Origin of the sequence: Tamlana sp. 2_MG-2023 (assembly GCF_030548465.1) — a bacterium.
In the GTDB taxonomy this organism is placed as follows: domain Bacteria; phylum Bacteroidota; class Bacteroidia; order Flavobacteriales; family Flavobacteriaceae; genus Pseudotamlana.
The window spans coordinates 34,540-57,084 of sequence record NZ_JAUOSF010000011.1; the positions used below are offsets into that span (position 1 = coordinate 34,540).

At 34.4% G+C, this 22,545-nt stretch carries 17 protein-coding genes; 8 read left to right on the forward strand and 9 right to left on the reverse strand.

From position 1 onward, the window contains the following. The first annotated feature begins 173 nt into the window (after positions 1-173). Complete coding sequence (locus tag Q4566_RS14830; protein ID WP_303422891.1) at positions 174-1,028, forward strand: NmrA family NAD(P)-binding protein; 855 nt, start codon at positions 174-176, stop codon at positions 1,026-1,028. Positions 1,029-1,173: 145 nt separating this feature from the next. Here Q4566_RS14830 and Q4566_RS14835 read toward each other — a convergent pair whose 3' ends face one another. After that, positions 1,174-2,409, reverse strand: a complete 1,236-nt coding sequence (locus tag Q4566_RS14835; protein WP_303422847.1) for a class I SAM-dependent rRNA methyltransferase — start codon at positions 2,407-2,409, stop codon at positions 1,174-1,176. A 256-nt stretch (positions 2,410-2,665) separates the two neighbouring features. Between Q4566_RS14835 and Q4566_RS14840 the strand changes: the two genes are divergently transcribed. Next, the gene (locus Q4566_RS14840) at positions 2,666-3,358 is read left to right on the forward strand and encodes a Crp/Fnr family transcriptional regulator (RefSeq protein WP_303422849.1); all 693 of its coding nucleotides are present in this window, start codon (positions 2,666-2,668) and stop codon (positions 3,356-3,358) included. 154 nt (positions 3,359-3,512) lie between these two features. Next, a complete protein-coding gene (locus Q4566_RS14845; RefSeq protein WP_303422851.1) occupies positions 3,513-4,043 on the forward strand; it encodes a hypothetical protein in 531 nt (176 codons plus the stop codon). 52 nt (positions 4,044-4,095) lie between these two features. Here Q4566_RS14845 and Q4566_RS14850 read toward each other — a convergent pair whose 3' ends face one another. The 3 genes from Q4566_RS14850 to dnaK form a co-directional block, all read right to left on the reverse strand. Further along, positions 4,096-4,629 carry a hypothetical protein gene (locus Q4566_RS14850; RefSeq protein WP_303422853.1) on the reverse strand — a complete coding sequence of 178 codons (534 nt, stop codon included), beginning with the start codon at positions 4,627-4,629 and terminating at the stop codon, positions 4,096-4,098. Between the two features lie 8 nt (positions 4,630-4,637). Beyond that, positions 4,638-5,156 (reverse strand): hypothetical protein, encoded by a 519-nt coding sequence (locus tag Q4566_RS14855; protein ID WP_303422855.1) that lies wholly within the window; start codon positions 5,154-5,156, stop codon positions 4,638-4,640. 220 nt (positions 5,157-5,376) lie between these two features. Beyond that, positions 5,377-7,281, reverse strand: coding sequence for a molecular chaperone DnaK (gene dnaK / locus Q4566_RS14860; RefSeq protein WP_303422858.1), 1,905 nt, complete (start codon positions 7,279-7,281; stop codon positions 5,377-5,379). A 191-nt stretch (positions 7,282-7,472) separates the two neighbouring features. Between dnaK and Q4566_RS14865 the strand changes: the two genes are divergently transcribed. Next, on the forward strand, positions 7,473-8,552 hold the full coding sequence (locus tag Q4566_RS14865; protein ID WP_303422861.1) for a BamA/TamA family outer membrane protein: 1,080 nt from the start codon (positions 7,473-7,475) through the stop codon (positions 8,550-8,552). A 184-nt stretch (positions 8,553-8,736) separates the two neighbouring features. Then, positions 8,737-9,612 (forward strand): hypothetical protein, encoded by an 876-nt coding sequence (locus Q4566_RS14870; RefSeq protein WP_303422864.1) that lies wholly within the window; start codon positions 8,737-8,739, stop codon positions 9,610-9,612. A gap of 352 nt (positions 9,613-9,964) precedes the next feature. On the opposite strand, the gene Q4566_RS14875 is transcribed toward Q4566_RS14870, so the two are convergent. Together Q4566_RS14875 and Q4566_RS14880 are read right to left on the reverse strand one after the other, a co-directional pair. Continuing rightward, on the reverse strand, positions 9,965-11,398 hold the full coding sequence (locus Q4566_RS14875; RefSeq protein ID WP_303422867.1) for an FAD-dependent oxidoreductase: 1,434 nt from the start codon (positions 11,396-11,398) through the stop codon (positions 9,965-9,967). Position 11,399: 1 nt separating this feature from the next. After that, on the reverse strand, positions 11,400-12,071 hold the full coding sequence (locus tag Q4566_RS14880) for a phosphoglycolate phosphatase (RefSeq protein ID WP_303422870.1): 672 nt from the start codon (positions 12,069-12,071) through the stop codon (positions 11,400-11,402). Positions 12,072-12,317: 246 nt separating this feature from the next. On the opposite strand from Q4566_RS14880, the gene Q4566_RS14885 reads away from it, so the two are divergent. From Q4566_RS14885 to Q4566_RS14895, 3 genes are read left to right on the forward strand one after another with little or no spacing between them, the layout of a single operon-like run. After that, a complete protein-coding gene (locus Q4566_RS14885; protein WP_303422872.1) occupies positions 12,318-13,802 on the forward strand; it encodes a lipase in 1,485 nt (494 codons plus the stop codon). Beyond that, the gene (locus Q4566_RS14890) at positions 13,799-15,091 is read left to right on the forward strand and encodes a GDSL-type esterase/lipase family protein (protein WP_303422874.1); all 1,293 of its coding nucleotides are present in this window, start codon (positions 13,799-13,801) and stop codon (positions 15,089-15,091) included. Before Q4566_RS14885 ends, Q4566_RS14890 begins: the two co-directional genes overlap by 4 nt. Beyond that, entirely contained in the window at positions 15,084-16,742 is a 1,659-nt protein-coding gene (locus Q4566_RS14895; protein WP_303422879.1) for an MBOAT family protein, read from the forward strand. The genes Q4566_RS14890 and Q4566_RS14895 overlap by 8 nt, the downstream gene beginning before the upstream one ends. A gap of 842 nt (positions 16,743-17,584) precedes the next feature. Here the strand turns inward: Q4566_RS14895 and Q4566_RS14900 are convergent. The 3 genes from Q4566_RS14900 to Q4566_RS14910 all read right to left on the reverse strand — a co-directional run bounded on the left by Q4566_RS14900 (position 17,585) and on the right by Q4566_RS14910 (position 22,487). Next, a complete protein-coding gene (locus Q4566_RS14900) occupies positions 17,585-21,382 on the reverse strand; it encodes a DUF5060 domain-containing protein (protein WP_303422882.1) in 3,798 nt (1,265 codons plus the stop codon). A 101-nt stretch (positions 21,383-21,483) separates the two neighbouring features. Next, a complete protein-coding gene (locus Q4566_RS14905; protein ID WP_303422885.1) occupies positions 21,484-22,029 on the reverse strand; it encodes a hypothetical protein in 546 nt (181 codons plus the stop codon). 110 nt (positions 22,030-22,139) lie between these two features. Beyond that, positions 22,140-22,487, reverse strand: coding sequence for a hypothetical protein (locus Q4566_RS14910; protein WP_303422888.1), 348 nt, complete (start codon positions 22,485-22,487; stop codon positions 22,140-22,142). Positions 22,488-22,545: the final 58 nt, after the last annotated feature.

Here is a 22,545-nt window from a genome sequence, read left to right on the forward strand (position 1 = left end):
ATCTACATTAAATCTTTAATTTCTTTAGGATGACTTTTATCATTTCCAAATTGAATTAATCGTATTAATTTTAATCTTGGACACTAAATATTAAGATTATAAAGTTTCATTAAATCATTTTGATATCCCTATTTTTAACCTACAACAAAAAACTTCAAATGAGTAATACATAAATAACTGGAGCCACAGGAAATATAGGTTATGAAGTGATTCGATTTTTAACTGAAATCAATGGCGCAAACAAGATTATTGCTGGTGTTCGTAATGTTAAAAAAGCTCAGAACGTTTTTAAGGCGTTTCCTCAGTTAGAATATACTCATTTTGATTTTGAAGATTTTAATACGTATGATAAGGCCCTAAATAGCATTGACAAAGTGTTTTTGTTAAGACCGCCACATATTTCTGATATTGAAACCTACTTTAAACCTTTAATTTTAAAAATCAAGGAAAAGCAGATAAACCAGATCGTTTTCCTTTCAGTTCAAGGTGTTGAAAAAAGCAAAGCCATCCCGCATAATAAAATTGAACAGTTAATTCTTGAACAAGGGTTAGATCATATCTTTCTCCGACCGAGTTATTTCATGCAAAACCTAACTACAACACTTATAAAAGATATCAAAACAAAACGTGAAATTATCTTGCCGGCGGGACAGGCAAAATTCAATTGGGTTGATGTTCAAAACATTGGTGAGGTTGCTGCTATGCTGCTTAGCAAGTTTGGCCATTTCAAAAATCAAGCCATCGAAATCACTGGATTGGAAAACAAAAATTTTGAGAATGTAACCACGCTTATAAACAGCATTATACCAACCCCTATTTCGTACAGAAATGTAAATCCGATTACATTTTATCGTATTAAAAAACGTGAAGGCATGGTTTCAGGAATGATAATGGTTATGATTCTACTTCACTTTCTACCTCGTTTTCAAAAAGAACCTAAAATTTCAGATTTTTATGAGCGATTAATAGGTAAAAAACCTACCGATTTAAAAGCGTTCATTCAGAGAGAGAAAAAACGGTTTGAATAAAATAAATGAGGCTGTCTAAAAAGTGAAGTTTTCGTCAACCTGAACTTGATTCAGGTTCTCATAATGACTGGTTATCAATATGATGCGATTCTGAATCAAGTTCAGAATGACGTACTTTAATACTTTTTGAACAGCCTCATGAAATTTAACGCTGATCTAAAAAACGATAATATCCGCATTTTAAGTAAGCGCCTTCAGGAAACCCAATGGGGTGATCTGTGTCGTGATGCGTCTTTAAAACTACTTTATAGTTTCTAGTGGTTTTATCTAAAACACTAGAATTAATTTCAAAAAATTCTTCAGCAAGCACACGTGATGAACATGATGCCAATACTAATAAGCCGTTTTTGGATGTTAACTTCTCTCCTAGCCTAGCTAACTGTGCGTATTTCTTCTTTGCTAAACTAATTTCTGAAGCTTGTTTTGCAAAACTTGGCGGATCAATAACCACCACATCAAAAGTGACATTATCTTTAATTAGCGTTTCTAATTCTTCAAACGCATCTCCGGCAATAATTTTATGCTTCCCTTTGTAGGCATTTAGCTTGCCATTTTCAACAGCAATTTCTAAAGCTTGCTTACTAATATCTAAACTGGTGACTTCCCGTGCACCGTTATACAAAGCATGCACTGAAAATCCACCCGCATATGAAAACACATCCAACACGGTTTTTCCTTTACTCCACTCACCCACTTGTTTTCGGTTGGCTCGGTGATCTAAAAAATAACCCGTTTTATGACCCTTTATAACATTTGCTGAAAAATTAACATGATGCTCTACAAACCTAACCACTTCATTTTTTAAGCTTCCATAAACGACCTCACCATTTTTAAGCTGATGCTGTTTAGATTGCTCCAAACTTCTGCTTAATCGAACCACTACGGTTTCTGTTTTAGATATTTTCTGAAGACTAGGAATGATGTTTTCAATATAAGGCAACCAGATTTCGGAATAAATTTTAACCACTAAGACCTCAGCATAGACATCGGCAATTAAACCAGGAAAACCATCATTTTCTCCAAATAACAAACGGTAACTATTGGTGTTCGTTTTCAGTAGCCCTTTTCGTTTTTTAAAAGCTTCCTCTATTCTTAACTGAAAAAACTGAGCGTTGATTTCTGCCTTTTCATATCCACTATGAAGCATTTTAATACGAATTGGGGAATTTCCGTCGTATAGGCCAAGACCAATAACACGGTTTTTACTTTTTCCAAAAATAATGGCTAAATCTCCAGATTTAGCGTCATCATTTATTTTTACAATATTATTAGAAAACACCCACGGATGCCCTTGCAATACAAACTGTTCTCCTTTTGCATTCAGTTTAACTGCTAATCGTTTGGGTTGTTTTTTACTTTTAATATGTTCAGAAAAAAGCATAGTTCAATTTTAAAACAAAAGTATGTGATTAAAAGATTATATAAGATGAATCTCGCTTATATTCCTAAAATAATTTCAACCTAAAAATGATAAAAACACAAAAAACATAAAGGTTAAATGTTAATAAACTATTTTTTAAAATCACCTTGTGACTAGCTGTTTTTCAAGTTATTAATCATTATATTTATAAACTCCTTAGAACATTAATAGCATCCCAAAACTTGTATTAGCCTTTTAATTTAACAGCTATACTAGTATGATGCATCTCAATAGATATAATGATATTAAGGCACTCAAAGAAAACCCCTTATTTAAAGATGTTTCTGATGAGGGTTTACAAGAACTATTCTTTCATAGTAAACAAAAAACATGGACCAAACGTATTTGCTTTTTAGACAGGAGTGAGACTGTAAATAACTTCTACATTATTACGAGTGGAAGGTTAAAAGTCTACTTCTTTAACCCTAAAAAGGATAGAAAAATAACCTTATTTATTTTAACTCAACATGATGTTTTCGACCTGTATAACGTATTTGATTGGTGTCACCATGAGGTATACTATGAAACTTTAGACGACACCGAAGTCTTTTCTATTCCAATTACCTTTTTAAAGCAATGGATGCAAGAGCATGTAGCATTCTATAAAAACGCCCTTGAATACAGCATGATAAAAATGAAAGGTTTGGAAGATTATGTAACAAGCTCAAACTTAGATTCCACTTCTACTCGTCTTGCAAAGTTGCTCGTCGAGCACACTAATGAAACAACCCATAAGTTAGAATTAATAAATGGTCTCCCACACAAGGAACTGGCGCAACTTATTGGCACAACACGTACTGTATTAAATAGACATATTCAAGAGTTTAAAGAAGAAGGTATTATTGAAATAACAAATAAGAACATCAAAATACTAAATATGAACCTTCTTTTAGATAGAATAAAAAAGTAATACATCAATTTTAACATAAAACATTACAAATCTGCTACTTAGGTTGCATTTTACTATTATCTTATCCTTTAAATTGCCGTAACCAATTAAATAATTTTCTCTCTTTTAATGAATTACGTATTCAACAAATTGTTTAATTTAAAAATCTATTATCATGAAAAAATTACTAATCGGTATATTTACTCTAGGTTTTACCACCCTCATGTTTGCTCAAGTAAGTTATGAATCTGACGACTTGCTATTATTAAAGTACAAAACAGCTACTGCCGTACACAGCCAATACTTATCCACTGTACTAGAAATGCAAACTGCAAAACGCATTAGATCACTAGAAAGCACTGTAGCTAATTACGATATCACGAAACAAGCTCTATTTAATAAGAAATCAATAAATGGTTACCAAGTCGTTTTTGAAGAACACGATCAATATGAAGGGAGTATTATTGCTAATTATAACAGCGCTGGAGAACTAACCAAATCTTTTGAAAGATACAAAGATGTTTCGCTACCTTATTCTGTGAGGTATTCAGTAACCAAGGCGCACCCTGGCTGTTCCTTTGTATCTACTGTGTATTATGTTTCATACGTACCACACAAGCCTATTGAAAAAACATATAAAATAAAAATAAAAGTGGATGGCTCTAAAAAAACTTTAAAAGTTGATGAAAACGGACAAATTTTATAGGTATGAATTGAGATTAAAAAAACGCAATCAAAGTTCTTGATTGCGTTTTATTTTATCTTTTAAATGTAGAGGTTACTTTTACAAGGCTCTTAATTTCCACACCGTTTTCTTTCAATTCTACGGTTTCTGTAGAGCTAATTACTAATTTATCATTTGTTATTAGAAGTATTTTAATAGAAGTTTCTCTTTCTTTAGAATCAGATAGATCTTCATTTTCAATTATAAGTTCATCACCATCAAGCTCCCATGAACCATTCTCGAGGAATTCTTCACCCTCTACATACTCTGTATCACTTATACCATCTACAGTATATTCCAGTTTAACATTATAACTCCCTTCTGAAACTACGGTATTAGGCGACTCGTTAAAAGTTAATTTGTTAGTTATATCATAAGCTTCTCCGTGATAGATCGTCTCATGACTTTCCCCTCCTAATGAGGTTTCATACGAGCCTTCGTACACTAAATCAGTACCTATCCAAGTACCAACTAAATCTTCTGAAATATCTGAAGCTTCACTTTCATTGCTAGAACAAGAAGTTAAAACTAAAATACAGACAACTAATGAAATGCTAATTTTTTTCATTTGATTTATTAATTTATACTTCGGTAAGTGGCTACAAGATCAAAATCTACAGTTGCAGCTTGTCCGTTAATAAGCACATCTTCTTTATGTGAAGAAGAAAGTATCATAGAAGTAGGTAATAATTCATCAATTTCATAACGTTCTTCTTCGTCACCTTTATAAATTCTTAAGGTTCTCCCATTTTGATTCCAACTATCTCCGTCTAAAATTTGCTGAAGGTTGGAATAAGACGTTCTCTCAACACCACCTACAGTCATTCTTAATTCTATAGTAAACGTCCCTTGAGTGAACAAAACTTTATTACTTTCATTAAATGTACTAATCATAGAATTATTAATATCTTCTCCTGTAATCGTTATTTTTGAAGTTTCTCCATTTACAGTAACCGTTGCGGTACCATCGTAATCAACGCTAGTACACTCCCATTTCCCGATAAGATCTTCCGAGGTAAAACCAACAACATCATCATTTGAACAAGAGGTTAAGACTAAACTTAATACGGAAAATAAAACAATAATTTTTTTCATGCCTTTAGGATAAATTAATTTTCAAGCAATATTACGAGAAATAGGGTTACTAAACCAATCATATTAAAAAAACAGCTACAAAAGGGTATAAAAAAAGCGCAACCTTTAAAGATTGCGCTTTACTATATTGTAGAACTTTTATATTCTATATGAGATTCCGAAACAAGTTCGGAATAAGTGATTCACACCATCTCGGTTTTCATCGAGATGGGTTCTCTACTTACTTTACTTCTTCGAAGTCTACATCTTCAACATCACTGCTTTCATTTTGTGGTTGCTCACCTGCACCAGCATCTGGTCCTGGTTGTGCTCCACCTTGTTCAGCTTGTGCTTTGTACATTTCTTCAGAAGCTACTTTCCAAGCTTCGTTTATTTTATCTAAAGCAGGTGTAATTACAGCCACATCTTTAGACTCATAAGCTTTTTTCAATTCTTCTAAAGCTTCAACGATTGGTTGTTTTTTATCATCAGATAATTTATCACCAAACTCTTCTAATTGTTTTTCCGTTTGGAAAATCATAGAATCAGCCTCGTTTAATTTTTGAGCATTTTCAGCTGCAGCTTTATCAGATTCTGCATTAGCTTCAGCATCAGCTTTCATCTTTTCGATTTCTTCTTCGCTTAAACCTGAAGACGCTTCAATACGAATATCTTGTTTCTTACCAGTTGCTTTATCTTCCGCAGATACTTTAATGATACCATTCGCATCGATATCGAAAGTCACCTCAATTTGTGGTGTTCCTCTTCTTGCTGGTGGAATATCACTTAAGTGAAAACGACCGATTGTTTTGTTATCGGCAGCCATTGCGCGTTCCCCTTGTAGAACATGAATTTCTACTGATGGTTGATTATCTGCTGCTGTAGAGAATACTTGTGATTTCTTAGTAGGAATCGTTGTATTCGCTTCAATAAGTTTTGTAAATACGTTACCCATAGTTTCGATACCAAGAGATAAAGGCGTTACATCTAAAAGTAATACATCTTTAACATCTCCTGTTAATACACCACCTTGGATACCTGCTCCTAAAGAAACAACTTCATCTGGGTTTACACCTTTACTTGGCGCTTTTCCGAAGAATTTCTCAACAGCTGCTTGTACTGCAGGGATACGTGTAGAACCACCTACTAAAATAACCTCATCGATATCAGATTTTGATAAACCTGCTGCTTTTAATGCAGACTCACATGGCTCGATAGTACGTTTTACTAAATCGTCAATTAATTGCTCGAATTTAGATTTTGTTAATGTACGAACTAAGTGCTTTGGTCCACTAGCAGTTGCTGTGATATAAGGTAGGTTGATTTCTGTTTGAGCTGAAGATGATAATTCAATCTTCGCTTTTTCAGCAGCTTCTTTTAAACGTTGAAGAGACATTGGATCTTTTCTTAAGTCCATGTTTTCTTCTGCATTAAACTCATCAGCTAGCCAGTTAATGATTTTCTCATCAACATCATCACCACCTAAGTGTGTATCACCATCTGTAGAAAGTACTTCAAATACACCGTCTCCTAATTCAAGGATAGATACATCATGTGTTCCTCCACCAAAATCAAATACTACTATTTTTTGGTCTGTACCTTTTTTGTCCATACCGTAAGCTAAGGCTGCGGCAGTAGGCTCATTAATAATACGCTCTACTTTTAAACCAGCAATCTCTCCAGCTTCTTTTGTAGCTTGACGTTGCGAATCGTTAAAGTAAGCTGGTACTGTAATTACAGCACGTGTTACATCTTGACCTAAGTAATCTTCAGCAGTTTTCTTCATTTTTTGAAGAATCATAGCCGATAATTCTTGAGGTGTGTATAAACGACCGTCAATATCAACTCTAGGTGTATCGTTATCACCTTTTACTACCTTATATGGTACGCGTTCTGCTTCGTTTTTAGATTCAGAATACTTGTTTCCCATAAAACGTTTAATTGAATAAACTGTTTTAGTTGGGTTTGTTACTGCTTGTCTTTTAGCTGGGTCACCAACTTTAATTTCTCCACCTTCAACAAAGGCAATTACAGATGGTGTTGTTCTTTTTCCTTCTGCATTAGGAATAACTACAGGCTCATTACCTTCCATTACAGAAACGCAAGAGTTGGTTGTTCCTAAATCAATTCCAATAATTTTACTCATAACTTTTTATTTATATTGTTGACTGTTCATTTTTAATTTCGAGTTGTATAAGTCAATCTTTGTGCCATTTACAAAAGACTGACAAGCTGTCATCTTGTTTTTTTAGTCACTATAAATAATCATCCTGAAGATTTCATTAATTACTAAATTCACAGTAACTTCACTAATTAAAGCTGAAATACCTCCAGGCCATGAAAAAGTACATACTCCCTCTTATTTTGTTCACTTTATTTCTAAATACCACACAAGCGCAGCAAGCAAAACATAAAAACAAGAAACAAACTGACACCATAAAGGAAAAGAAAATTGATTTTCAGGTGATGCCCTACATCAGTTACAACAGAAATTTAGAGTTTATGTTTGGTGCCATTCCTATGATGATGTACAAATTGGATAAAAACGATACCGTTTCGGCAAAATCCATATCAGGTATGTCGGCAGTTTACACCACGAATAAATCCTATTTTATCGCCGCATTTAATAAATGGTATTTTAAGGAAGACACCTGGCGTGCCAAACTCTTCTTTTTAACGGGTGATAAAAACTCTCAATTTTACATGACTGACATCGAAGTTCCCGGTTTTTATGACTACGGAACTGACATTACTGTTTTGAGCACAGGAGTACAACGCAAAATAATAGAGCACTTATATGGCGGAATCACCTATACTTTCGCCCATTATGACACCCTCTATGAAGACGATGTACAACCGGAAGATGTAACTCAAACCAATGCCATTGAGCTCAATGCTTTATATGATAGCAGAAATGCGATTTACTACCCTACTGATGGAGTCAAAACCCTTTTAAGATATTTAGCCTACCCAACTTGGTTTGGAAACGAGGTGGATGCCAATCAAATTTCATCGGAATATAACCAGTATTTTTCTACTCGAAAAGATCATGATGTTATTGCCGCGCGTTTTTTCGGAAAATTTGGTTTGGGTGATATCGCCTTTCAACAACAGGTTGTCCTTGGTGGAAAAGATATTCGTGGCTATTCGGAAGGCAAATACCGTGGTGACGGATTAATGGCCGTTCAAGGGGAATACCGTTACAATTTTAACGACAAAATGGGCGTAGTAGGTTTTGCCGGTATTGCAACCATGTATGGATCGGACACCGAAGACTTCAACTGGAAAGCCTATCCTGGTGCTGGTGTTGGGTATCGCTATGCAGCTTTTAAGAAAGTGAAATTTAATATCGGATTGGACGCCGCCGTGGGTAAAGATGATTGGGGCATTTATTTTAGAATTGGTGAAGCGTTTTAGTTAATGGTTAATGGTTAATGGTTAATGGTTAATGGTTAATGGTTAATGGTTAATGGTTAATGGTTAAAATAAATTTCCAAAAACAAATAACAAACAACTAGCAATAAAAAAAGGCATACTTAAACAATAATTTGTCAGGATGAGCTTATCAAAGCTTTTATTACATCTTAATTTAAAATAATATATGAAAATTGTGTGGTGGATTATTGGTATTCTTGTCCTTTTAGTGGTTTTCCCTTTTGTGATCCTATTAATTAAAATGATATTTATTGATAAATTATCTATTGCAAAAGTGCGTTTAAGCAATGATATTTTAGATCATAATCCAAACATACAAATAGAAGAACTCTCCAATACAGATGCCCAAATAATTACAGAGTTTATGCCTAGTGACGGCGATTTACCGGTTGCTAAAGAATTCTTAATGACACCCGAAGGCGAATTACGTGATGAACTCCATGTTTTTGACGATGAAAATCGTACCGTTTTAGTCTTTAAACTTAAAGATACCGATACCACCTTAGTGTTTCTTGATAACACCATCCATTTGCAACAGGACCATAAGTTAGGCGAACTGATTCACACTTTTAAAAACCCTGTAATGAAATCCATATGGTTTGTTAATTATGTTAATACTGACACCATTTTAATGATTGCCAATCCAGATACCCAAAAGCATGTAGACACAAAGTTGTATCAGGTAAATCTTAAAACTTTTGAAAAAACACTTTTATCTAAAAACCCTTATTATTGTTCAAATCGCCCTCCTAAATTACTAAAACCAGAGGGCTTAGATGGTAGTATTGCCATTTATTATAGCGGCACGGTTTCCTTTGGTTTTGGTGGTCATTCATCACGTCCAGAAATTAGTACCGTAAGAATCTATAATAAACAATACCTACAAGGACATGATATAGCAAGTTTTACATATAAAGCAGGAACCATTACCCATGCCAAAATAGAAGGTGATAAACTCATTTTAACTGGCGACCCAAGTCGTCCGATAACCTGTGATAATTATGAAAAACCTGCACGGTTTTGGCAAATTACTTTTCTATAAAAAGTAAATAGTTATTTAATCATTTTCATATAACCTTAATCTATTTTGTAACGTGATTAATTCAATATCATGAAAACTCTTAACAAAACACGATTAAAAACGTAGCGATGTAAATCATGTTAAAACAAACACATAAAACCCTTTGATTGAAAGATATACATATTAAAAGTACGAAGAATTTTTGAAGAAAATGACTTTAAAGGAAGCAAAGTCACCTATAAAAATTAAGCTAAAAATATTTTTATAAACAGTTTAAACCATCACTCATTTTTGTCTTAAATGAAAGATTTCAAGATACTACTTTCCATGTGCGCTAGAGGTGATTAATTTTCTTATTAGAAAATTAAACCAATCACTTTTTCTCAATAACCAATCGAGATAACGACTTTGGATAACCGCGCTGCTCAGCAAGAGCTTCAGCCAAGGCATCAATGTCATCTTTAGATATGCTTTCTAAAATTGAATTCTGGCTTCCTTCATCATTTATTGAAGGCATAATACCTATTTCTTGTATTTTATTTAAAATTTGATTGGCTACAGTTAAAGCTGAAGAAGCCTTAACGATTTCACTACGCGCATAAGTTTTACAGGGAAAACGAACCTCCCCTATCCTTAAGCTTGGGTCGTCACCCGGTATTTGTTGGGCACCAAATAATGGAGGTCCACCAACACTAGCCGATTTAAAGCTTGGAACAAATTTAGTGACCGATGCTATGGCTTTTTCAGTACGCGATTTTACTTCCTTGTAATCCCAACCACGTGTTAATTTTTGCTTGATACCATCTTCAAACTCTGGTTGTGGCACATTATTCTTAGACTTTACCAATCCGTTTTCAAACAATGTAATCTCGTTTGTCATGCCATGAATTTGATAATAGTCATCGCAATAAGGTGTTAATTGCACCATACCACGAGGCGTGCCTCGTTCACCATGAAAAATAAGCTCTGGAATTAATCCAGGAATAGGATCCCATTTTGAAACATACGCAGCCTTAAATTCAATTAAGCGCTCTGTGTTTAAATGTAATGACTCGTCAAATTCTCCTGCTTTAAAGCCACATGAATTCACTAGGTAATTCACTTTATAAACCTCGTCTTTTGTGGTTATTTCCCAATTGTAATTTAAATTTTGTTTCCGAACATCCTTAATACTCGTAACGCTAGTATTTGTTTTTAAATCACAAAAAGGAGTTTTGTCCAATGCCAATTGTGCTTGAGCACCGAGCCTAAAAAGATTCCACCCGTATTCTTGAACAAGAATTACTGGCATCTTTAACTTTTTATAATCTATTAATTTAATGGTATTAGTCATCCATTGATCAGGTGACTTCGGATGTTTTATAGTGGGTTGTTTTGCTAAAACGTTTAATTCCGCTTCGGTATAAATTTTATAGTAATGCTCTGGTGCTCCAAGAATTTTATTCGCAGGATCTTCGGCTATTAAATCCTCGTAATACTGCACTAACATATCAAGACGCTCCTCTAGCTTATTAAACTCATATTTTTCAGTTTTAGGAACACTTATAAATGTTGGTCTTTCATCAATAGATTCTGGAAATAAACGCGCCATTTCTATGGATTGTTTCATAAGCAATTTACATTGTGACTCAGAGATGTCTGGGTACAAATTACCTCCAGCATGTAAATGACAAAACGGAGGACCACTCACAACACTTTTTTCCTGTTCGAACAATACAGAATCAATACCATGCTTTGCCAGCTGTAATGCGGTTACAACACCTGAAACCCCTGCTCCTATGATACCAACATTGTAAATTTTATCCATTCTAGAACAATTCTTGAATTTCAGAAAAATGATCGACGACTACTGTAGGCTTATAATCTGCTATATTTTCATTGTAATTATAACCATAACTTACTCCAATACTTTCCATGTTTGCATTTTGCGCAGCAAGAATATCATTTTTAGAATCACCAACCATAATACTATTTTCAATGGTCGTATTCATTTCTTCAGCGATATGAAAAAGTGGCGCTGCATGAGGCTTTTTCTCTGGTAAAGAATCTTCACCAACCCAACTCTTAAAGTACTGTGTAATTTCTAATTTATCTAAAATAGGTTTGATAAACCCAAAGGGTTTGTTTGTACAAATGGCTAGTTTATAACTTTTATCATCTAAATATTTCAAGGTTTCCAAAACGCCAGGATACATAAAAGTATCTTTACAAGTTACCTGCTGGTAGGCCGCTAAATAGACTTTAAAAGCTTCATTTAAAAAAGCTTCCGAAAGTTCTTGGTTTGGTAGCGCACGTCCCAAGGCTCTTTTCACCAAAGGCATCGCCCCGTTACCTATGAATGGTGTCACCTCTTCTATTGTCAGTGGTTTGGCTTCATAATGAGACAACATAGTGTTTACGGCCAAGGTAAGATCTGGAATACTATTGATGAGCGTGCCATCAAAGTCAAATATGATGAGTTCTTTGTCTTTAAAATTCACAATGCTAATTTTTAGGCAAAGATGCGGAAGTTTTACCTAAATAGTAAGGCTTTGAGCTTATTTAGAAGCCCAATAAATTGTTAAAATCGTCTATTTACATGTATCTGCTTCCATTAAATTATGCTTAAGTTTCAGAAAAAAACAGAAAATCACGGATTATTTTACTGGCCGTTGATAGTTTTAATCAAGAAATGTATCTTTATACCCTGATTCTGCTTCTTATAAAAGCAGTTAACCTAAACAAACTTGAAATACACACCATTAAAAATTTCCTTATATCTGATCATTGTTTTATTGATTCTTTTAGGAATGACTTTCTTTTCAGATTCTAAACCACTGCCAAACGGTACATTTCAGGAAGGCTTTTTCATAGGTGATGTGACCATAAAATATCCTAAATCTGAATCTTTTCTTCAAACTAAAGCACCTGAGGCGACACAAGTTACTGTTTTAGATAGTATTGTAACTAATGTTGAAACTATTATAGAAAATACGGAAATTGAAAATGACGTAGCGGAAATAGAAGAATTACCTCCTCCTCCTGATTTTAGAAAAATAGACACATCTAAAGTACAACGTATTCAATACCCTGAAAATAAATCTGAATATTTAGAAAAATTACGAAACAGCTTAAACGCGAGTCAATGTCGTATTATTCATTACGGCGATTCCCAGTTGGAAGGCGATCGTATTTCAGCATATCTTAGAAACAGGCTCCAAGGTATTTACGGAGGTCATGGTCCTGGATTTGTACCTATTGTACAAGTTTATGAACAGATTAGTAATGATGTAGCAGCTTCAGATAATTGGACACGTCATGCCTATTTTGACAAGAGAGCCACACCTTTCGAACATAAAAAATATGGCGCTTACTCGTCGCTTTCACGATTCACACAGGCTTACGACAGTATTAACGATGTGCTTTTAGACACCTTACAAGTAACCAAAGGCACCATTTATATTTCTCAACCAACCCGTTCATACAACCGCCTAAAAAAATTCACAAAAATCGGCTTACACTACGGGCAATCGGTAACTCCAACGACTATAAAAGTGTTTAATAATGGGGAATTAATTCAATCGGACGCATTAATAAACGATGGAGAGTATCATAAATACCAAATTAATTTAGCTGTAACCCCAACGTCCTTAAAAATAGAATTGGAAAGCAAAATTAGTCCAGACTTCTATGGACTCACCCTAGATGGTGATCAGGGTATTAACCTAGATAACGTGGCTATGCGCGGTTCGGCAGGAACTATTTTTGCAGGAACAAACAGTACCAATTTCAAAAAAATGTACAAGGCGTTAGATCCGAAATTAGTAATTTTTCAATACGGAGGAAACTCTGTGCCTTACTTTGAAGATTCACTACATGTAAAACGTTATGCAGGATATATTAAAAACCATGTAAACTGGGTAAAACGAAAAACAAACGATGCAAATATTTTGTTCATTGGCCCTAGTGATATGTCTACTACAGAAAACGGACAAATGGTTACCTACCCGCTTTTACCTTATTTAAATGAATGTCTTGAAGATATTATGACTAAAAATGGAGCAGCTTATTGGAGCATTTACGATGCTATGGGGGGAAAAAACTCGATGCCCTATTGGGTAGACCAAAAACTCGCAGGGAACGATTACACGCACTTTTCACCATCGGGTACTAAAGTGATTTCTGAAATTCTTTTTCTATCGCTCTACTTAGATCTAACGGATAAAAAATGAAGTATTTAATTCTACTCCTGTTTTTCACTACGTCTATTCATGCTCAACATTATGTGTTGGACAGCATAAAACCTACCTTAGGACATCTTATAAATTTTGAAGCTAACACCCTTAAATACGCAGATAAATCGCCTGCTTTTAAGACTTTTTTCGCTAAACTAGACCGTATTTATTCTGGCGAAAAAGATAAACTTCAAATCATGCATATTGGAGGATCGCATATTCAAGCCGATTTTTATTCTAATAAACTAAGAACTTATTTGCAAAACATGAATCCTTATGCTACGGGACAACGAGGCTTTGTGTTTCCCTACCATTTAGCACACACAAACAACCCTTTAAATTACCGTGTATCAAGTAGCACTCAAGATAAATGGCAAGGTTACCGCTGCTCCATCACTAAAGACAGTATTGCTTGGGGCTTATCAGGAATAACAGCTGCATTTAGGGATATTTCAGACACGCTATCTATAAAAGCGAACTATAAAAATTATAATAGAGAACCCTATAACTTTGATAAATTACGTGTGTTTTATAACACTTGGAGAAACGATTATAATTTAGTTGTTTTAGACAGCACTTTAGTAAAATCAGACACGATAAATTACGTTAAGATGTATCGTGAATTTCGTTTCAACAGAACCATAGACAGCCTAGAAATAAGCCTTAAACTAAAAGATTCTGCTACGGTAAATCCTGAATTTGATATTATGGGTTTAGAGTTTATAAACAACAATCCTGGTATAGAATATACAACTATAGGTGTTAACGGCGCTAGTTTTAAACGTTTCGATCGTAGCACCTATTTTGAACGTCAGTTTGATCTCTATAACCCTGATTTATTTATTATCTCCATAGGAACGAATGATGCTTATATGCCAGAAGATCAGTTTGACGCTGAAGGTTTCAGATATTATTACAAATCTTTTTTAAACATGATTCAGCGTAAAAACCCCAATTGCGCCATTCTGCTTACGGTTCCTAATGATAGTTATTACAGGCGCAGAAAACCAAATCCGAATACGGTTACACAACAACGAATTATATTAGAAATAGCAGAAGAATACAACATGGCGGTTTGGGATTTTTTCGAAATTATGGGAGGATTGGGATCATCGCAAAAATGGTATAAAAACGAACTCATGCCTAAAGACCGTGTTCATTTCACCCTGTTTGGCTATAGCGTAAAGGCGGATTTAATGTTAGACGCCATAGTAAATGCATGGGCAGCATCTACCGGCAGAAACGCAACCGAATTACTAAATTACTTTAAACGTCTCGATGAATAGGTTATACGACATTTTCACATTCTCGGAAGATTTTCCGTTAATTTTTACTCAAGTAAATTTCTGGATTTTCTTCGCAGTCGCTTACACCTTGTTTGGCGTGTTTTACAAAAAAATTAAACAGAGAAACGCTTATTTATTTCTAATTTCATTATTCTTTTACTACAAAACTAGTGGTTTATTTATTGGTATTCTCATATTTAGTACCATTGTCGATTTCTTTATAGGTCGAAACATTTACAAAACCGAAAACAACAAAAAACGCTATGCCCTAGTTACGCTAAGTGTTATCGTTAATTTAACTGTACTCTGTTATTTTAAGTATGCCTATTTCTTTACCGACTCTTTAAACATGTTGTTCCATACCGATTATCAGGTCGTGAATTTACTTGCCGAATGGGGAAATAGCTTCAATGATCAAAACTATTTTACAGTCGATAAAATTATACTTCCAGTAGGTATTTCATTTTACACCTTCCAAACCATAAGTTACAGTGTCGATATTTTCAGAAGAAAACTAAAACCTTTAGACTCTATTGTAGATTTCGGATTTTATGTGAGTTTCTTTCCGCAGCTTGTCGCAGGGCCAATTGTAAGAGCAGAGAATTTTGTACCTCAAATTACAGCACCAACGCTGTTAACAAAATCCGATTTTGACAAGGGAACCTTTATGATTTTAAAAGGGCTCATTAAGAAAATGATTTTTGCCGATTTTATAGCCATGCACTTCTTAGACCGTGTTTTCGACACCCCAGAAATGTTTTCTGGCTTCGCAAATATAATGGCCATGTTTGGGTATTCCCTACAAATTTATGGTGATTTTTCTGGTTATACCGATATTGCCATTGGCCTCGCTTTACTCATGGGATTCAAGCTACCCGTAAACTTCAACTCACCGTATAAAGCACTAAATACCGGCGATTTCTGGAGGCGTTGGCACATCTCGCTATCCACCTGGTTAAGAGATTATTTATACATTCCTTTAGGCGGAAACCGAAAAGGCTCCATAGGTTCTTACATCATCCTATCTATCATTATTTTAGGTGTCCTCTACGCCTATCAAAATTTAATCGTGGTATATTCAACATTAGCAATTTGTTTGGCCATTTTTATTGCCGCCCAATACAATAAAAAAGTAGAGAACTATATTAATACCAACATCAACCTTATGCTCACCATGCTTATTGGCGGCTTGTGGCACGGGGCTTCTTGGAAATTTGTGATTTGGGGCGGACTTAACGGCTTGGGTATCGTGGTTTACAAATTATGGAGAAAGATAAGTCCGTATGAAAAATACAACCACTGGATTGCAAGATGGTGGAAAATCTTAGTGACTTTAATTTTTATCACCTTTACCCGCATCTATTTTAGGGGCGAAAGTATGGAGCATATCGCGAAATGGTACAACCAAGTAGCCTATCATATGGATTTACACTATGCCTGGGACATATTTGTGAACTACAAAGCTGTTTTCATCGTCATGGGCATTGGTTACATCACGCATTGGTTACCAAATTCAACTAAAACCCAAATTGAAAATCTCTATGCCAACAGCCCAATTTACTTAAAAGTTGTTGCTTCTGTAGTGGTGGGTATTATTTGTTATCAAGCCTTTTCAACCGATTTCCAACCGTTTATTTACTTTCAGTTTTAATAGAATACAAAGATTTAGCAGTTTAAAGAAAAGACAACCTTTCAAAGAATTTGGCTTTCATTTTCAGTAGCATCCTTTGGGCGCAACCCTTTAGGGTCGGGCTATTCGTTGCAAGTCCGCGGTCATACTTCCCTGTGGGCTTTCCACTGCTATCCCTTGCGCGAGCTCTAGAACTAGTAAGTTAAATTATTCAACCAAATACCCTCCCATAAATTTTGCGCCAAGAAACAGAAACACTCCAAATCCCGTCCAAAAAAACAAGGCTTATAAAACTAAAATCACCTCAGGAACTTTAATTTTGTATGTAATACTATACAAGCTAAACCTGTGGTAATAACAGTAAAAGGTGATAGAAAAACATGTCTTGTAGACGGAATAATTCATTATTGCCACCCGTCTACTCGATTGTTTGATTGAGTTTTTTTTGTTTTATCTACAGGACTATTTTAAACTATTTTGTAAATCGAAGTACAAATGATTCTACAGTATACTAAAAGCTAAAATTACAGCTTTCAGAAGTTAATTTAGATGAGTAAAAAAAGTAGAAGTCTTCCCTTTTATTTTAACTCAATTTTTTGCGTAAACACAACTTTCAGGAATGATCCCATACTAATTTGAATCGCACAGGTTTCATCTTGTCTCCATTCTCTAATTTACAAATAACTTAGGTAATCATATTGATTATAGATTTTAGAATACAGAAAAGAATCATAAAAAAGAAGAATTTGCCATGTTCAATTTAAACAAAACAAAAAGCGACTTGATTATCTCAAGTCGCTTTTTTTATTTAATTATTTTAAGAACCACAAAGAGGGTTTCCCTAAACTTTAATGGTTAAGAAGCTATTTCTTAATTACTTTAAGAGAATATACATTCGTTTCCGTAATTACTTGTAATATATAAGCTCCTGATTCTAATGAAGAAACATTTTCTGAAACAACTAGCGTTCTCAATCCTGTTTCTACATTTTTAGTTAAAATATGTCTTCCTGCAAAATCATACAGCTCAATTGTTCTGGCTCCAATTGGCAAATCTACTACTAATTCATTAACAAACGGATTTGGATATACGTTCACAGAATCCATATCAATATCATCAACAGATGCTGTAGCTGATTCAATAACTAATTTAGGTTCTTTACCAGCCACTTCAGATGAAGAAAACCACACATCATTACCTGAAGTTTGTTCAATGATCAAAGTTAGCGGCTCGCCAATAGTTATTTTAGATATATCAAGAGTAATAGAGTATGTATTTCCTTTTTGATAAGTTTCATCAATACTCCCTAATAGATAACCTTTAGTTGGTGCGTTTGCAGCAGTAATTGCTGTTTCAGTCCAATTGGTATGATTTCCCTTATAGACTTTTAATTCTCCAGAACCTGCATCGTCTCCTACTGTTAAATCTAATTGAATAGATTGAGTATAAGAATCCAAACCATCAGTATCAAACAATAAATAAGCTGTTCTTACCCCTTTTTCAACTTTTAAATCATTATTATTAAATGAAGCCGAATTTTGAATATAAGCATCGTGAATGGTACTTAATTCATTTTCTACTGGGTCTGGATCCTCCGCGGCTTCCCCAGCAGGACAAAGCTCTAAACTCACCCATCTGCCACGTGCTGTTGCAGTAGTATTTCCTTCTGGAACTAAACCATTTGTTGCATTATTAAACTTAACACGAATAACATCTCCATTCACTAAAGAAACAGCATCGCTGTTAATTTCATGGGTTTGGATGGTATAATCCGCTATGCCTGTCCCATGAATTCTATCATTGGTCACCTCTCCGATAAGCGCATTATTTACAAAAACTTTAAAAGTGCATTCTCCATCTGTTTCTTGCATGGAATTCAATTTGATAAGCATGTCTCCGTCCTCTCCTGTAAATGTAGTCTCAGCAGCAGCCCATTTTAATCTGTTGGACACGGATAAAACTTGAATATCATTTGCTGGAGCAGGTGCGTTACCTGATTGCGCATCAACAAAAGTATTATTCCAACCTGTAAATTTATCAAAATTTACAGCATTTATCGTATTGCAATCTGATATAACAGGTTCATCGTTATCTTCACAAGTATGAGGTCTATATTTTTCATCAAACTTAACAGCAATATCAACATTATACCCTGGGTTTAAATTTAATTTTGTATTAATAAAAAGTATATAATCAATACAGGCACCTTTAGCTCTACCAGACATTGTTAATGTGTAAGTTTCGCCTTTTTTAAGCTTGTACATAATTGGTAGTTTATCATGCCCTAACTCTCCTTGAACAATGGCTCCCCAATGATCAACAGTGTCATTTCCTATTTTGGTACCTCTTCCCCAAAACTTCATATTACTTTTTAAACTAGCTGTTGTATATTCATTTCCTGATTCAAAATCTCCTTCCAATTTCACATACACATCATTAGACTTGTCTTGTTCATGCGTTCCATTTCCTTCCAAATTTTGCCGCATACGCATCACTAATCTATATGTTGCAGTTTCCTCACAAACAAAGGTGTAAGTTAATGGAGATTGAGCACTACCTGAATTTATATTATTCCCTGTAAACTCTAAGTAACTATTATTAATAGGAGCTACACCTTGGGTGTCCCCTAAATACCAGTCATCTGTCGGTGTCTGCATTTCCCATAAACCAAGGTCAGCATCAGTATCTTCAGCTTCAATAGCTATAAAATCACCTGTAACCTTAGACGTAGATTCACTACACCCTACACTACCAGCTGGCCCTTCTACTTCTTCTTTTGGGGTTTCTAGTTCTGGCTCATATCCATTAGGATTCCCAGGATGAGAAAAATTAGTATTTGTAACTAATGCAACCCAATCATTATTAGTATTTGGTGAATTTCCAATTGCAGTCGCTCCATTAGCACTGAAGTTTTGCTTTCCATCCGTTAAACCAGCTCCCGATTTAGGGTTGTACCATCTAACATTATAATTACCATTAGGCAAGGTTACATTACTACCTCCTCCATTAGGTAAATAAATAACATAAATATCTCCATCTTTATAAAAACACTGCCCTCTAGAAGTTTTAGAGTTATCATTTTTCATTTCCCAAAAAGGAACGTATTGATTAAAGAACTGAAGACCAAATCTACAGTAATCCCAACTATCGTCTCTAGAACGAAAATCTTCACAATTTAAATCACTATGTGGTCTTTCGTACCCAAAGTAATACTCCACACCAGCACCTCCAGCCATGAAGTTTCCCCATAAAACATTTTCTCTAATATCATGTTTATTGGGTGTGCCTGTATAAGCATCTTCTGGAACTCCGATTTTTGCCGAGTTTTGCTCATCGTTAGCAACAACCCATTTTTTACCGTTATTAGCAGATTTATCTACCCACGTTTTAGTCATATCATGTACCTTATTCCATCCTGTTTGTACAGAAGCTCCTGTTAATTCGGATTTGTTACCCAATAATGGCGTATAAATCTTATCTTGCCCATTAGGTGATGTGTGAATTACAATATGATTTTCATAGGGATCATTATCAGCAAAATACTTTGCCATGGCAATACGTTGTGCATCATTTTGATTTGTATTTCCATAATCTCCGTTTTCTTCCCCTAAATTCCAGTTTAAGGCTAAATGATGTCCAAAACGAGCAATTAATTCACGATAATAAATTTTACGTGTTCTACCTACATTTCCATTATCCAATTGCATTTCATTCTCCGTTTCCGAAGTTTTAAAATGAAGATGCATTCCTTTTCTTTCACCATGAGTAAAAACAATTTCCCATTGGTCTAATTTTGAACAATCATACCTGTCTTGTTCGTTGGTAGCAGTCCACATAAAAACATTTTTATCATCTCCTGCAGGTGCGGCCATTGTTAAAAAAGAAAATGTATTTAATCCTTTATCAGCCAAGTAATTTACTGCACCAATAATTTCTTTCCCTTTTCCATTTTGCCAACTTGGATCTCCTGAATTCCAATCTCCAGCATGTGGCGACCAAGATTTTCTTCTTCCTCCTATATCGGATGTGTTATCAAAATCTTCATAAGCAAGAAAATTTTCTGGAGAATCAGGTCCCGCTTTTAAAAACCATTCACCATTACCTGCAAAACGTAAGTAATGTTCTCCAACATATTCTAGACGCCCTTTAGCTCGTAAATCTTTTCCTGTTTTATCAGAAGCAGCGACAACAATTGTTCCTGTTTTCCCGTCAACAGACTGCACTGCTGTACCAACTGTATTACTGGTAGAAGTTGCTGCATCGGTACCGGTTCTAAAATGAACTTTGTAATTCCATGTTCCTGTAGAAGATGGTCTAAAATGTACTTTCCAAATGTTACCTGATGTAGCTGAGGTTTCACCTGCATTTCCATCGGCAGCAAAATAAGCAGGTACGGAAAATTCTTCATTTCCTTTTGTGAAAACGACTTGAACTCGATAATCTGAAAATGGATTTGTATTGGCTGACTCTGAAGTTTGAGGTCCAGTAATCTCTAAAGTTATATTATGCCATTGTTTTAGTTCTCCGGTGACAGTTACATCACCTAGATTAGCAGTAGTTGTGGTAGCAATTACTGCGTTACGAGAGGTAATCTCATTTGCTTTTGTTTGATACGTGAATAACGCAAAAAATAGCGCTATACACAGTAGGTTTTTTTTCATTTTTTTGAGTGTTAATTGTAGTTTGTCAAAATTAGTTATTATTTTATTGTGCTAAAAATACTACTATTTTTTGAAGTACAATGGCTACACAGCAACTAATATTAAAACTCAACTGGAATATTGAGATAATCAAATTGTTCTGTTTCAGGGTTGGTATAATTGAGGTGGATATAACCTCTAATTGAATCAGAGATTTTATTCTTTAGCTTCTTGAACAATGAATCATTATTTTTAATATCATAAATATTATTTCCATATTTAGTTCCCTTTTGAATGTAATTAGCTAAAATGTTTTCTTTTTCATAATCACTAATGCTATTAAAATAACCTACGTAAAATTTATAAATATTGTTTTTGGAAAGTTGGCGTTCAATTTTTGCTATTTCAAGACCACTTTCATCGTAAGTATAAATCTCAGTACCTCGACTTCCATATATATTGGCTCCTGTTTCACTAAAACGGATGCTTGAAACTTTAATAGCCGAAGGAGCGCTTGTAACTTTAAATTCTTGTGGTATAAAAATTTTTACTTTATTATTACCACTTTTACTTGAACTTAACAGCACTTTCATTGGTGAGTCTGTTTTCAAAAGTTCAATTTGAAGATTTTCTTCTCGTGAATTACAAGCCACTAGAAAAAATATCAAGAATACATATTTTAAATAAATCTTCATTAATCACCTCGGTATTAAACAAATAAACATTAATCGTTTTTTTAAACTGTTTTCAAAAAGTAAAGCCTGCTAAACACCTAATATTAAAACTCAATTGGAATATTGAGATAATCAAATTGTTCTGTTTTAGGGTTCGTATAATTGAGATGGATATAACCTTTAATTGAATCAGAGATTTTGCCCTTATAGATATCAAAATTCTCTCTGTTATTGGTAATGTTATAAACCTTTTTTGTTTTTCTTATTTCTGAAAGTATTGTATCCTCTAAAATCTTACTTCTTAATTCATAATCTAAATATACATCATAGCCCATATACAAAGAAAAAACCTTACTTTCTTTACTCTCAATGATTCTATTTTTCACAGGTGTATAATCAAGTTTACCATGTACATCCTCATAAAGTTTAGGACCTATTGTAAGCTTCCCCATATTAGAACTGCTTAATTTTCTAAAACTAGTTTAAAATTACTGTTTTTAATTCTCTTGG

Bases quoted from the DNA above. Each gene is read 5' to 3' on its own strand.
- Q4566_RS14835 (WP_303422847.1), bottom strand. From the start codon at position 2,409: ATGCTTTTTTCTGAACATATTAAAAGTAAAAAACAACCCAAACGATTA.
- Q4566_RS14840 (WP_303422849.1), top strand. From the start codon at position 2,666: ATGATGCATCTCAATAGATATAATGATATTAAGGCACTCAAAGAAAAC.
- Q4566_RS14845 (WP_303422851.1), top strand. From the start codon at position 3,513: ATGAAAAAATTACTAATCGGTATATTTACTCTAGGTTTTACCACCCTC.
- Q4566_RS14850 (WP_303422853.1), bottom strand. From the start codon at position 4,629: ATGAAAAAAATTAGCATTTCATTAGTTGTCTGTATTTTAGTTTTAACT.
- Q4566_RS14855 (WP_303422855.1), bottom strand. From the start codon at position 5,156: ATGAAAAAAATTATTGTTTTATTTTCCGTATTAAGTTTAGTCTTAACC.
- dnaK (WP_303422858.1), bottom strand. From the start codon at position 7,281: ATGAGTAAAATTATTGGAATTGATTTAGGAACAACCAACTCTTGCGTT.
- Q4566_RS14865 (WP_303422861.1), top strand. From the start codon at position 7,473: ATGAAAAAGTACATACTCCCTCTTATTTTGTTCACTTTATTTCTAAAT.
- Q4566_RS14870 (WP_303422864.1), top strand. From the start codon at position 8,737: ATGAAAATTGTGTGGTGGATTATTGGTATTCTTGTCCTTTTAGTGGTT.
- Q4566_RS14875 (WP_303422867.1), bottom strand. From the start codon at position 11,398: ATGGATAAAATTTACAATGTTGGTATCATAGGAGCAGGGGTTTCAGGT.
- Q4566_RS14890 (WP_303422874.1), top strand. From the start codon at position 13,799: ATGAAGTATTTAATTCTACTCCTGTTTTTCACTACGTCTATTCATGCT.
- Q4566_RS14895 (WP_303422879.1), top strand. From the start codon at position 15,084: ATGAATAGGTTATACGACATTTTCACATTCTCGGAAGATTTTCCGTTA.
- Q4566_RS14900 (WP_303422882.1), bottom strand. From the start codon at position 21,382: ATGAAAAAAAACCTACTGTGTATAGCGCTATTTTTTGCGTTATTCACG.
- Q4566_RS14910 (WP_303422888.1), bottom strand. From the start codon at position 22,487: ATGGGGAAGCTTACAATAGGTCCTAAACTTTATGAGGATGTACATGGT.